Origin of the sequence: Bradyrhizobium tropiciagri, assembly GCF_001189845.1 — a bacterium.
In the GTDB taxonomy this organism is placed as follows: Bacteria; Pseudomonadota; Alphaproteobacteria; order Rhizobiales; family Xanthobacteraceae; genus Bradyrhizobium; species Bradyrhizobium tropiciagri.
Genome location: NZ_LFLZ01000033.1, coordinates 24,645 through 36,905, shown reverse-complemented (window position 1 = coordinate 36,905; position 12,261 = coordinate 24,645). Strand labels below are relative to the sequence as shown.

At 64.7% G+C, this 12,261-nt stretch carries 9 protein-coding genes and 1 pseudogene; 1 reads left to right on the top strand and 9 read right to left on the bottom strand.

The window, feature by feature from the left end; all coding sequences use genetic code 11:
* Positions 1-246: 246 nt before the first annotated feature.
* The 3 genes and pseudogenes from ahcY to AKN84_RS24495 all read right to left on the bottom strand — a co-directional run bounded on the left by ahcY (position 247) and on the right by AKN84_RS24495 (position 4,413).
* Positions 247-1,674, bottom strand: coding sequence for an adenosylhomocysteinase (gene ahcY, locus AKN84_RS24505; RefSeq protein ID WP_050423159.1), 1,428 nt, complete (start codon positions 1,672-1,674; stop codon positions 247-249).
* Positions 1,675-1,800: 126 nt separating this feature from the next.
* Positions 1,801-2,997 carry a methionine adenosyltransferase gene (gene metK / locus AKN84_RS24500; protein ID WP_050423158.1) on the bottom strand — a complete coding sequence of 399 codons (1,197 nt, stop codon included), beginning with the start codon at positions 2,995-2,997 and terminating at the stop codon, positions 1,801-1,803.
* Positions 2,998-3,058: 61 nt separating this feature from the next.
* Positions 3,059-4,413: pseudogene (locus tag AKN84_RS24495) on the bottom strand (hypothetical protein).
* Between the two features lie 185 nt (positions 4,414-4,598).
* Here AKN84_RS24495 and AKN84_RS24490 point away from each other — a divergent pair.
* Complete coding sequence (locus AKN84_RS24490; RefSeq protein ID WP_050423157.1) at positions 4,599-6,329, top strand: caspase family protein; 1,731 nt, start codon at positions 4,599-4,601, stop codon at positions 6,327-6,329.
* A gap of 145 nt (positions 6,330-6,474) precedes the next feature.
* Here the strand turns inward: AKN84_RS24490 and AKN84_RS24485 are convergent, their stop codons facing one another.
* The 6 genes from AKN84_RS24485 to AKN84_RS24460 all read right to left on the bottom strand — a co-directional run bounded on the left by AKN84_RS24485 (position 6,475) and on the right by AKN84_RS24460 (position 12,261).
* The gene (locus AKN84_RS24485; protein ID WP_050423156.1) at positions 6,475-7,593 is read right to left on the bottom strand and encodes a cobalamin-independent methionine synthase II family protein; all 1,119 of its coding nucleotides are present in this window, start codon (positions 7,591-7,593) and stop codon (positions 6,475-6,477) included.
* A gap of 19 nt (positions 7,594-7,612) precedes the next feature.
* Positions 7,613-8,329: an ABC transporter ATP-binding protein gene (locus AKN84_RS24480; RefSeq protein WP_050423155.1), complete on the bottom strand. Its 717-nt coding sequence runs from the start codon at positions 8,327-8,329 to the stop codon at positions 7,613-7,615.
* Positions 8,322-9,074: an ABC transporter ATP-binding protein gene (locus AKN84_RS24475; protein WP_050423154.1), complete on the bottom strand. Its 753-nt coding sequence runs from the start codon at positions 9,072-9,074 to the stop codon at positions 8,322-8,324. The genes AKN84_RS24480 and AKN84_RS24475 overlap by 8 nt, the downstream gene beginning before the upstream one ends.
* A complete protein-coding gene (locus tag AKN84_RS24470; RefSeq protein ID WP_050423153.1) occupies positions 9,071-10,102 on the bottom strand; it encodes a branched-chain amino acid ABC transporter permease in 1,032 nt (343 codons plus the stop codon). Before AKN84_RS24470 ends, AKN84_RS24475 begins: the two co-directional genes overlap by 4 nt.
* Before the next feature lie 7 nt (positions 10,103-10,109).
* Complete coding sequence (locus tag AKN84_RS24465; protein ID WP_050423152.1) at positions 10,110-10,979, bottom strand: branched-chain amino acid ABC transporter permease; 870 nt, start codon at positions 10,977-10,979, stop codon at positions 10,110-10,112.
* Positions 10,980-11,079: 100 nt separating this feature from the next.
* Positions 11,080-12,261, bottom strand: coding sequence for an ABC transporter substrate-binding protein (locus AKN84_RS24460; RefSeq protein ID WP_050423201.1), 1,182 nt, complete (start codon positions 12,259-12,261; stop codon positions 11,080-11,082).

Here is a 12,261-nt window from a genome sequence, read left to right as displayed (position 1 = left end):
GTGTTTGGCACCTTGAATCGAGAACCATCCACATCGTCGTCCCTGCGAAAGCCAGGACCCATTACCCCAAGCGATCATTGTTGAGCGACGCCGGGGCCCCATTCCCGCTCATCAGCAATTGCGGTGGTTATGGGTCCTGGCTTTCGCCAGGACGACAAATGACGAGGCCCGCCTGCAAAACAGCGCAGCAAAAAGCCCCGGACGATGGCCGGGGCTCTTCACTTCATCGATCGCGGTCAGCGCAGCTCAGTAGCGGTAGTGATCCGACTTGTACGGACCTTCCTGCTTGACGCCGATATAGTCGGCCTGTTCCTTGCGCAGCTCGGTCAGCTTGACGCCGATCTTGGCGAGGTGCAGGCGGGCGACCTTCTCGTCGAGCGTCTTCGGCAGCACGTAGACCTTCTTGGCGTACTTGCCATCCTTGTTGTTGGCGAACAGCTCGATCTGCGCCAGCGTCTGGTTGGTGAACGACGCCGACATCACAAAGGACGGGTGGCCCATCGCATTGCCGAGGTTCACGAGGCGGCCCTCCGACAGCATGATGATGCGGTGCTTGTCGGGGAATTCGATCTCGTCGACCTGCGGCTTGATGTTGGTCCACTTCAGATTGCGCAAGGACGCGATCTGGATCTCGTTGTCGAAGTGGCCGATGTTGCAGACGATGGCGCGATCCTTCATCGCGCGCATGTGGTCGATGGTGATGATGTCCTTGTTGCCGGTGGCGGTGACGAAGATGTCGGCGCGCGGCGCGGCGTCTTCCATGGTCACGACCTCATAGCCTTCCATCGCCGCCTGCAGCGCGCAGATCGGATCGACTTCGGAGACCATCACGCGGCAGCCGGCCTGGCGCAGCGAGGCCGCCGAGCCCTTGCCGACGTCGCCGAAGCCCGCGACCATCGCGACCTTGCCCGACAGCATCACGTCGGTGCCGCGGCGGATGCCGTCGACCAGCGACTCGCGGCAGCCATAGAGGTTGTCGAACTTCGACTTGGTGACGCTGTCGTTGACGTTGATCGCCGGGAACAAGAGCGTGCCCTTGTTGGCCATCTCGTACAGACGATGCACGCCCGTGGTGGTCTCTTCCGAGACGCCCTTGATGTTCTTGGCGAGCTCGGCGAAGTAGCCCTTCGGCTTCTCCTTCAGCAGACGTTTGACCAGCGCGTAGAAGATCTCCTCTTCCTCGGAGGTCGGCTTGTCGAGGAAGGCGGTATCGCCCTGCTCCGCGCGGTAGCCGGCATGCACCAGCATGGTGGCGTCGCCGCCGTCATCGAGGATCATGTTCGGGGTGCCGCCGCCGTGCCAGTCGAACAGCTTGGCGGTGTAGTCCCAGTACTCGGTCAGCGTCTCGCCCTTGACGGCGAACACCGGAATGCCGGCGGCGGCGATTGCCGCGGCGGCGTGATCCTGGGTCGAATAGATGTTGCAGGAGACCCAGCGGATGTCGGCGCCGAGCGCGGCCAGCGTCTCGATCAGCACGGCGGTCTGGATCGTCATGTGCAGCGAGCCCGCGATGCGCGCGCCCTTCAGCGGCTGCTTGGGGCCGAACTCCTCGCGGGTGGCCATCAGGCCGGGCATTTCGGTCTCGGCCAGCGAGATTTCCTTGCGGCCGAAATCGGCGAGCGCAATGTCCTTGACGATGTAGTCGGTGAAGCCGGGCTTCGTGGGGGCGTTCATTTGAGCGTCCTGTTGTTGAACTGGTCATTCCGGGGCGCCTCGAAGAGACGAACCCGGAATCTGGAACTGACGGAAGAGGATTCCGGGTTCGCTCGCTCTCGCGAGCGCCCCGGAATGACGCAAGCGTTAGAGCGCGCGCTTCAGCGGCTCGACGAGATCGGTCTTCTCCCAGGAGAAGCCGCCCTCATTGTCCGGCGTGCGGCCGAAATGGCCGTAGGCCGAGGTGCGCGCGTAGATCGGGCGGTTGAGATCGAGATGGGTGCGGATGCCGCGCGGCGTCAGATCCATCGCCTTGGCCGCCGCCTTCTCGAGCTCGTCCTCCGACACCTTACCGGTGCCGTGGGTGTCGATGTAGATCGACAGCGGACGCGCCACGCCGATCGCGTAGGCGAGCTGCAGCGTGCAGCGGTCGGCAAGACCGGCCGCGACGATGTTCTTGGCGACGTAGCGCGCGGCATAAGCTGCCGAACGGTCGACCTTGGTCGGATCCTTGCCGGAGAACGCGCCGCCGCCATGCGGAGCCGCGCCGCCGTAAGTGTCGACAATGATCTTGCGGCCGGTCAGGCCGGAATCGCCGTCGGGACCGCCGATGAAGAACTTGCCGGTCGGATTGATGTGCCAGATCGTCTTGCCGTTGATCCACTCCTTCGGCAGCGCCTCGCGCACATACGGCTCGACGATGTCGCGGATCTGGTTGGAGGAGAGATCCTCGACCAGATGCTGGTGCGAGACCACGATCTCGCGGACGCCGACCGGCTTGCCGTTCTCGTACTGCACGGTGACCTGGCTCTTGGAGTCCGGACCCAGCACCTTCTCTTTGCCGGAGTGGCGCGCTTCGGAGATCAGGCGCAGGATCTTGTGGGCGTAGAAGATCGGCGCCGGCATCAGGTCCGGCGTCTCGTTGGTGGCGTAACCGAACATGATGCCCTGGTCGCCGGCACCCTCTTCCTTGACCTCGCCCGGCTGCAGCGCGTCGACGCCCTGCGCGATATCGGCCGACTGCGGATGCAGCAGGATCTCGATGTCGCAGGTCTTCCAGTGGAAGCCGTCCTGCTCGTAGCCGATGTCCTTGATGGCGCCGCGCACGACGCTCTCGATGTGGTCGTTGGTGACCGAGCTCGGGCCGCGCGTTTCGCCGGCGATCACCACCTTGTTGGTGGTCGCGAGCGTCTCGCAGGCCGCACGGATCTGCCACGGGTCGATGCCCGCTTTCGGTCCCTCACGGTAGAACAGATCGACGATCTCATCCGAGATACGATCGCAGACCTTGTCCGGATGGCCTTCCGAGACCGACTCGCTGGTGAAGAGATAAGACGCGCGCATTCAAGCAAACCCCTTGTTTCGTCGAAGTCCGACGTTGGTTGGTGAATATGTCCCCGGCATGTCAGTCTCGTCGCCGTGAGATGACGTAGGATTCGTCGTAGAACCACAGCCCGTTGTGTTTGCGGAGAACTTCGCGTGTGGCCTCGAGAGCTCGTCCGTTTTCGGTCGTTTCGACCAACCGCTCATCTTCGATCTGCGCGACATACACCGCGGCATTCCACGCGGCAAAGGCCGTCGAGGTTCCGATCGAGCCGGTCACCTCATTAGGCAGCGCTTCCATATCATATCGGAAGATCGAGCGATTATCGGCGTAGGCATTGAAGTTCAGCTCGCGACCCGCCGAGCCCAACTCGTATTTCACCGCGCGCAGTATCTCATGGCGGCTGACGGCGAAAGGATTTTCTCCGGGCCAGACGCTTGAATCATTTCAAGCCCGGGATCGCTTCCGTGGGAGTGGATTCCTATCAGCCGCCCGCCGCCGCGCAGCGCGCGGGCCAGCGGCGCGATGATCCGCTTGGCGCGAAAGTTCACCGAGGACTTCGCGCGGTAGGGTTGCGAGGCGATCACAAGATCGAAATTCGCTTCGGTGCGGCCGGCCCGCGGAATGATGGAATCGAGCAGGAAGCGGTGATCGTCGCGGTACAGCACCAGTGCCACCGGCCGCTCATAGATTGGCATCGCATTGCCGGGACTGAGATTGGCCCGCCAATTCTGCTCCAGGAATGGACCGAGTTCCGCGATCTGGGCCTCGAATTCGCCGGAGGAGGCCCCGCGCAGCGCCACTTCGTGCCAGATCATGCTGGCGGCCGCCGCGGAGTTCTTCGGCGTCAGCCAGGGCGCCTCGGCGTAATACATGTTGGTGAACACGAAGACACTGGCCGGGTGCTCAAACAGACGGTCCGGGACTTTGTCCAGGGTGAGGCGGACGTCCTCGAGGCTCAGTTCCTTGCCGGCGACATAGAACGGCATATGTGGGAAGCGGCCATGCATGGCACGCAGGACCCGCGCCAGCACGGTGCCATCGCCCATCCCGGCGTCGAACACCCGCAGCGCCGGCGGCCGGGGGTGGATCGCGCCCAGTTCCAACGCGACCCGGTCGGCGATCACCCGCTTCTCGCTGCAGGTATGCACGAACAGCAGATAGCGCTGGCGGTTCTCGAAGAAGCGGAAATTACCCCTCGGATCGCGCTTTTCCGGCGGCACCACGAGCCCGCGCGGCGGCGCCACGCCCCCCGGCGTCGACGTCGCGATGAAGCCATTGATGCGATCGAGCGTATCGATGGTGATGCGCTTGCCCTCGCGCAGCCGGTGCACCAGCTTGCCGTCATTGACGGCACGGCGGCCGAACGTCGTCTCCGCCATGTCGGAGCGCCGGCAGAAATCCGTGATCTGGCTGAGGATTTCGTCGTTCTTCATGGCGCCTGGAGTGGGCAGCAGCGAGTGGGACAAAAGTGGGCAGAGATAGTGTGCGGCGAGGTCTTACCACCGTTTTCCCACCAGTTGAACCCCCTCTGCCGCCCGATCACCAAACATTCATGATCGCCTCCAGAACCACCTCGCCGTCGCCGATCACCATGACGGCCGCCACGCCCGGATAACCGATGCGCCGCCTGCTCCTGATCCCCTGCCTGCTGCTTGCCGCCCTGTGGTCGGCGCCCGGTTTCGCCCAGACGCGTTCCCAGCTCGGCCCGCTCTGCACGACCGACACCACGCCGGCCGACCAGATGATCGACGCCTGCACCAAGATCATCGTGCTAAAGGTGGTTTCCGGCGAGAAGCTCGCGACCATCTATTTCTGGCGCGCAGTCGGCTGGAACAAGAAGGGCAACTACCCGCAGGTGATCGCGGACGCGACCGAGGCGCTGCGTCTCAAGCCCAGCACTGCCGTCTACAATCTGCGCGGCTCGGCCTATTACGACAAGGGCGAGTACGACATCGCAATCGCCGACTTCAACGACGCGCTGCGGATGGGGCCGCCGAGCGGCATCATCTATCACAACCGCGGCAACGCCTATCGCGGCAAGGGTGACTACGCCAAGGCGATTGCCGACTATGACGCGGCGATCAAGGCCGATCCGAGGTCGGCGTTCTCCTATCAGAACCGCGGCGCGTCGAAGCAGGCGCTCGGCGATCTCGACGGCGCGCTCGCCGACATCAACGAGGCCGTCAGGATCGATCCGTCACTGCCGCAGCCGCTGATCCGCCGTGCCGTGATCTGGCGCGCCAAGGGCGACATCGCGCGCGCGATCGCGGACACGACGGACGCGATCCGGCTCGCGAAGGCGAAAGCGCCCGTCAACATCATGACGCCGCCCGGCAGCGTGCTGATCTCGGCCTACACCCAGCGCGGCCTCGCCTATGAAGCCAAGGGCGACGCGGCGCACGCCAAGGAAGACTACGCTGTGGTGATCGAGGGCATCGCCTCCGACGTCGGCAGCAAAGCCAACCAGGCCACCGCCAAGGTGCGGATCGCGCTGCTGAAGGAGGCTGACGCAGCACCACGCAAGACCGCGGCAGTGCCTGCCGCCGAGAGCAGCCCCGCTCCCGCACCGCCGGCGCCCGCCGCAGCTCATCCGGCCGCACCGGCGGCACGCGTGCAAGCCGCAGCGGCCGGCCGGCGCGTCGCGCTCGTGATCGGCAACGGCGCCTATGCGCATGTGAAGGCGCTACCCAATCCGCCCAACGATGCACGCGCCATCGCCAGGAGCCTGCGCGACATCGGCTTCACCGTTTCGGAGGGTCTCGATCTCGACCGCGACGCGATGCAGAGGACGATCCACGACTTCCTGCGCGAGGCGACGCAGTCGCAGATCGCCGTGGTCTATTACGCCGGCCATGGCGTGCAGGTCGACGGCCGCAATTACCTCGTGCCTGTCGATATCGAGTTCAAGGCAGGCGGGCGCATGACCGATGCGATGGTCGATATGGATACGATCATGGCCGGCCTCGACGATCAGATCCGCACCAACATCCTGATCCTCGATGCCTGCCGTAACAATCCGACGGCGCCGCAGGTGGCGTCCACAGGGCCCAGCCGCGGCATCGAGGCCGGCTCCGGCCTTGCCGCGCCCGCTACGCTCGGGTCAGGCTCGACGCTAGGCGCCGGCACGCTGATCGCGTTCGCGACCGCGCCGGGCCAGGTCGCACTCGACGGCGAAGGCGCCAACAGCCCGTTTTCTGCGGCACTGTCGCGCCATGTCGGCACGCCCGGCCTCGAAGTGCAGCAGATGCTGACGCGGGTCCGCGCCGAGGTCGTCGCCGCGACCAAGGACAAGCAGGTGCCGTGGTCGAACTCTTCGTTGCTCGGCGAGGTCTATCTGGCGGAGCAGTGAAGCGGCCCCCTCACCCGTCATTGCGAGGAGCGAAGCGACGAAGCAATCCATTCTGTCCGCGCGGGGACGTGGATTGCTTCGTGGAGCCTGTCATCGGGCGCGCGTTCGCGCGACCCGTTGGCTCGCAATGACGACGGAGACGGTCTTACTTGCCCCACACCTCGTTCGCGACCTCGACGGCGAGCCTGAGCTTGGCCCACTGCTCTTCCTCGGAGAGGATGTTGCCCTCCTCGGTCGAGGCGAAGCCGCATTGCGGGGACACCGCGAGCTGCTCGATCGGGGCGAACTTCGCCGCCTCCTCCAGCCGCCGCTTGATATCGTCCTTCTTCTCTAGCTCGCCGAACTTCGAGGTGATGACGCCGACCACCACGACCTTGTTGCCCTTCGGCAGGAAGCGCAGCGGCTCGAAGCCGCCGGCGCGGTCGGAATCATATTCCAGGAAATAGCCGTCGTAATTGGTGCCGGCGAGCATGGTCTCGGCGACCGGTTCATAGCCGCCGGAGGAAATCCAGGTCGAGCGGAAATTGCCGCGGCAGACATGCGTCGTGATCACCATGTCGGACGGACGATCGGCGATCGCGTAGTTGATGACGCGCGCGTAGATCTCCTGCAAGCCATCGGGATCGTCGCCGCGGTCGCGCGATTTCTGCAATTCCTCCTGCGAGCACAGATAGGCCCAGACAGTGTCGTCGAATTGCAGGTAGCGGCAACCGGCGTCGTAGAACGCCTTCACTGCCTTGCGATAGGTCTTGCCGAGGTCCTGATAGAACTCCTCGAGATCCGGGTAGACCTCCTTCGAGATCAGCTTGCGGCCGCCGCGGAAGTGCAGCACCGCCGGCGAGGGGATCGTCATCTTCGGCGTGACATGCGCCTGGTCAGCGTACTTCTTCAGGAACCTGAAGTGATCGAGCATCGGATGCTGATCGGAAAAGTCCAGCTTGCCGATCACCCGGATGGCGTCATGCCGGGTCTGCACGCCCGCGAACTGGATGCCCATGTCGGGATGGAACAGCTCGCAGCCGGTCAGGTGGCTGAGGAAATCGAAATGCCACCAGGAGCGGCGGAACTCGCCGTCGGTCGCAAGCTTCAGGCCGACCGAGGCCTGCTTGTGTACGACCTTCTCGATCTCCATGTCCTCGACCTTGCGCAGCTCGTCGGCCGAGATCTCGCCCTTCTCCAGCTTGGCGCGGGCCTCCTTGATCTTCGGCGGCCGCAACAGGCTGCCGACCTCGTCGGCGCGGAACGGAGGCTTGGTTCGCTGCATGGTGAACTCCCTGAGGTCGTCAGTGTTTTTTGGTCCCGGCGACGCCGAGATGGCGCTCGAGGACGGAGGGATCGGCTTTCAGCGCGCTGCTCGCCGCATCGTGCACGATCATGCCGCGTTCCAATATCACAACGCGGTCGGCGAGCCCCAGAATCTTTTGCGCGTTCTGCTCGACGATGATCGAGCAGATACCGCCCGAGCGCGTGATGGTTCCGATCGCCTTTAACAATTCCTCAACGATGATCGGCGCGAGGCCTTCGGTCGGCTCGTCGAGCAGCAGCACCTTGGGGTTCAAGGTCAGCGCCCGGCCGATCGCCAGCATCTGCTGCTCGCCGCCCGACAGCTGGTTGCCGAAATTGCCGCGCCGCTCCTTCAGCCGCGGAAACATCTCGTACACCCGCTCGACCGTCCACGGCCCCGGCTGCGCCACCGCGGTCATGTTCTCTTCCACCGTCAGCGAGCGGAAGATGTTGCGCTCCTGCGGCACCCAGCCGATCCCGGCGCGGGCGCGCTGGTCGGGCCGCAGTGCCGTGACGTCACGGCCTGCGAGCGCCACGCTGCCGCCGAAGCGGCTGGTGATACCGACGATCGAATTGATCAGCGTGGTCTTGCCGGTGCCGTTGCGGCCGAGCAGCGCGAGCACCTGGCCGTCGGCAAGCGCCAGCGACATATCGGGCAGCACCACGGCCTCGCCGTATCCGGCGCGCAGGCCCTGGATGGAGAGCAGGTCAGGCATCGGCGGCCTCGCCGAGATAGACCGCCCTCACCTGCGGATCGCGCGCGACCTCGTCGGGCGCGCCCTCGGTAAGCAACCCGCCGTTGACCAGCACCGAGATGCGGTCGGCGAAGGAGAACACGAGGTCCATGTCGTGCTCGATCAACAGCACGGTGACGTCGCGCGGCAGCGCTGCGACCGCCGCCAGGATATCGTGGCGCTCGCTTTCGGGGACGCCGGCCGCGGGCTCGTCGAGCAGCAGCACCCGTGGTTTCGCCGCAATCGCGACCGCGATCTCGAGCAGGCGCTGCTTGCCGTAAGGCAATGTCGCGGTGAGCTCGGTCATGACGTCGAGCAGGTGAAAGCGCGACAGGATCTCGGCAATCTCGGCATTGACGTCGGCGCGCGTTCCCATCCGCCGCCACCAGTCGCCGCCGCGACCCATTCGCTCGGAGACCGCAAGCCCGATGGTCTCGAGCGGGGTCAGGTCAGCATAGAGCTGGTTGATCTGGAAGGTGCGCGACAACCCGCGCAGCACCCGTTTGTGTACGGAGAGGCCGGTGATGTCGGCACCTTCGAGCAGGATGCGGCCGCTGTTCGGCGTCAGCACGCCGGTGAGCTGATTGATGACGGTGGTCTTGCCCGCACCGTTCGGTCCGATCAGCGCATGGCGGGCACCTTGCATCACCTTCAGCGAGAGGTCGCGGGTGACGCGAAGGCCGCCGAAGGATTTCTCGAGATTGCGGGTTTCCAGCGCGATCGTCATGACACGTCGCTCTCCGGCACGGCAACGGCCGCCTTGCGGCCGGCGAATTGGCGGATGACCAGATTCGGCACGAACAGCACCCAGCGATGGATGCGCGCGCGGCCGACCATCACGATCACGACAAGCACAAGGCCGATCCAGAACAGCCAGTATTGCGGGGTGATGCTCTGGAACAACTCCTGCAGCATCTTGAACACGACGGCGCCAATCAGGCCGCCATAGAGATAGCCGGTACCGCCGATCACGAGCACCAGCATCAGGTCGGCGGAGCGCTCGAAAGAAAATACGTCAAGGGAAGCAAGTGCCGTGGTCTGGGTGAACAGCGCGCCGGCGATCCCGGCATAGAACGCGGCCAGCGTATAGACCGCGATCAGGCGGCGGTTGACCGGCACGCCGATCGCGGCCGCGCGCAACGGATTGTTCTTGATCGACCGCAGCGACAGGCCGAACGGCGAATGCACCACGCGGCGCGCCAGCAGGAACAGGATGAACAGCACGATCAGCGAGTAGAAGAACCCGGTCTTGCCGAACATGTCGAAGGCAAACAGCCCGAGGATCGGCTGCATCTCGATTCCCTGCAGGCCATCGGTGCCGCCGGTGATATCGGAGAAGCGTTCGGCGAGCGCTTCCAGCAGCAGCGCGATGCCGAGCGTTACCATCAGCCGGGTCAGGTCGACGCCGCGGATGACCAGGAAGCTGGTCAGGAAGCCGAGCACCGCCGCAACGAGACCCGCGGCGACCAGCGCGATGACCGGCTCGTTGATGATGCCGTGCAGCGCCAGCAAGCCGGCCGAATAGGCGCCGACGCCGAAGAAGGCTGCGTGGCCGAGCGAGACGATTCCGGCATAGCCGAGGATCAGGTCGAGCGACAGCGCGAACAGACCGAGCCGCACGATGTCGGTCATGATCAGGTAGCGCGACTGGAACAGGAATGCGCAGGCGAGCGCCAGCGCCCAGAACGCGACCTCGCTGATCCGCCAGCGCGCGCTGGCCATCGCATGAGAGGAGACGTCGGACAGCGCGGTCATATCAGCCTCACCGCGCCGCGGTCCGGCCGAACAGGCCGTTCGGACGCCAGAGCAGAATCACGATCATGACCGTGTAGATCACGAAGGGGCCGAGCTTGGGCACGTAATATTTGCCGGCGACGTCGGCGATGCCGAGCAGCAGCGAGGCGAGGAACGGCCCGGTGATCGAGGACGAGCCGCCGACCGTCACCACGATCAGGAAGTAGATCATGAATTTGAGCGGGAAGTACGGATCGAGCCCCAGGATCTCCGCGCTCAGCGCGCCGCCGAGACCGGCGAGGCCGCAGCCGAAGGCGAAGGTGAAGGCGAACACTTGCGGCACGTTGATGCCGAGCCCGATCGCGGCGCGCGGATCGTCGACCGCGGCGCGCAGGCGGCTGCCGAACCGCGTCTTCGCGAGGATCAACTGCAGCGCCAGCGTGAGCAGGCCGCAGATCACGACGATCATCAGCCGGTAGCGGCCTATGCCGACGCCGAACAGATCGATCTGCCCCTCCAGCGCCGCCGGCAATTTGATGAAGACCCGCGACGATCCCATGATGTAGTCGACCGCCGCGACCGACATGAACACCAGACCGATCGAGAACAGCACCTGATCGAGATGGCTGCGGCTGTAGAGATGGCGGTACAGCGTGCGCTCCAGCGCGATGCCGATCAGGGCGCTGCCGACAAAGGCGAGCGGCAGCGCGGCGAAGAACGGCCAGCCGGACTGATTGACCAGCACCGCGCAGATATAGCCGCCGGCCATCGCGAAGGCGCCGTGCGCGAGGTTGACGAAGTTCATCAGCCCGAGCGTCACCGCCAGCCCGCAGGCGAGCACGAACAGCAGCATGCCGTAGGCGACGCCGTCGAACAGGTTGGTGAGGATAGAGGCCATCAAGTCAGCTCAGCCGAGAGGACGCAAAGGATACCACGTCAAGTGGCCGTCATGGCCGGCTTGTCCGGCCATGACGTGGAGGGAGGCGGAGCTTCGCGCGTCACTTCTTGGTCTTGCCGGAATCCTTGACCGCCTCGAAGGTCGCGAACTCGACGTTGTAGAGCTCGCCGTCGACCTTCTCGACCTTGCGGATATAGATGTTCTGCACGATGTCGCGGGTTTCCGGATCGATCGAGATCGGACCGCGCGGGCTCTCCCACTTCATGCCCTTCATCGCCTCGATCAGCTTGTCGCCGTCGGTCGCGCCATTGGTCTTCTTCAGCGCCTCGTAGATCAGATGGATGCCGTCATAGCCGCTGATCGCCATGAAGCCCGGACGGTTGCCGAACGCCTTCTTGTAGGCGGCGACGAAATCCTTGTTCATCTGGGAGGGATGCGCCGCGGAATAAAGATGCGCCGTCACCGCGCCGAGCGCGGCATCGCCCATGTTGTTGAGCAGGTCGTCGTCCATGACGTCGCCGGGGCCGATCACCTTCATGCCGCTCTTGTCGAGCCCGCGCTCGGCATATTGCTTCATGAAATTGCCACCCTGCCCTGCCGGCACGAACACGAACATCGCGTCGGGCTTGGAATCCTTCATGCGCTGCAGGAACGGCGCGAAGTCGGGATTGGCGAGCGGGACCTTGACCTCTTCCACGATCTCGCCGCCGCCGGCGGTGAAGTGCTGCTTGAAGAAGGTCAGCGCATCGTTGCCGGGCGCATAGTCAGAGGTCAGCGTCGCGACTCTCTTGATGCCGTTCTTGACCGCCCAGTCGCCGATGATGGTGGAGGACTGCGCCAGCGTGAAGCTGGTGCGCACGATATAGGGCGAGCGCTCGGTGACGATCGAGGTGCCGGCCGCCATCACGACTTCCGGGATCTTCGCCTCCGTGGCAAGCTTCGCGGCCGCAAGCGCGGCCGGCGTCACGCCGAAGCCGGCAATGAAATTGACCTTGTCGTTGACGATCAGCTCCTGGGCGAGTCGCTTGGTGTTGTCGGGCACCGCGGCGTCGTCCTTCAGGATGACCTCGATCTTCTTGCCGGCGACGGTGTCGCCGTTCTGCTGCATGTAGAGCTTGATCGCATTGTCGATCTGCTTGCCGGTCGAGGCCTGGCCGCCGGTCATCGGCAGGATCAGGCCAATCTTGACGGCGTCGTCCGCCCGTGCCGGCACGCTGGCGCAAAACCCGTAAAGCGCGGCCGAAGCGGCGCCCCACAGCAACATCTTGCGACGATTGAACAT

Excerpts from the sequence above, each read along its gene's own strand:
- ahcY (WP_050423159.1), bottom strand. The coding sequence starts at position 1,674 with ATGAACGCCCCCACGAAGCCCGGCTTCACCGACTACATCGTCAAGGAC.
- metK (WP_050423158.1), bottom strand. The coding sequence starts at position 2,997 with ATGCGCGCGTCTTATCTCTTCACCAGCGAGTCGGTCTCGGAAGGCCAT.
- AKN84_RS24490 (WP_050423157.1), top strand. The coding sequence starts at position 4,599 with ATGCGCCGCCTGCTCCTGATCCCCTGCCTGCTGCTTGCCGCCCTGTGG.
- AKN84_RS24485 (WP_050423156.1), bottom strand. The coding sequence starts at position 7,593 with ATGCAGCGAACCAAGCCTCCGTTCCGCGCCGACGAGGTCGGCAGCCTG.
- AKN84_RS24480 (WP_050423155.1), bottom strand. The coding sequence starts at position 8,329 with ATGCCTGACCTGCTCTCCATCCAGGGCCTGCGCGCCGGATACGGCGAG.
- AKN84_RS24475 (WP_050423154.1), bottom strand. The coding sequence starts at position 9,074 with ATGACGATCGCGCTGGAAACCCGCAATCTCGAGAAATCCTTCGGCGGC.
- AKN84_RS24470 (WP_050423153.1), bottom strand. The coding sequence starts at position 10,102 with ATGACCGCGCTGTCCGACGTCTCCTCTCATGCGATGGCCAGCGCGCGC.
- AKN84_RS24465 (WP_050423152.1), bottom strand. The coding sequence starts at position 10,979 with ATGGCCTCTATCCTCACCAACCTGTTCGACGGCGTCGCCTACGGCATG.
- AKN84_RS24460 (WP_050423201.1), bottom strand. The coding sequence starts at position 12,261 with ATGTTCAATCGTCGCAAGATGTTGCTGTGGGGCGCCGCTTCGGCCGCG.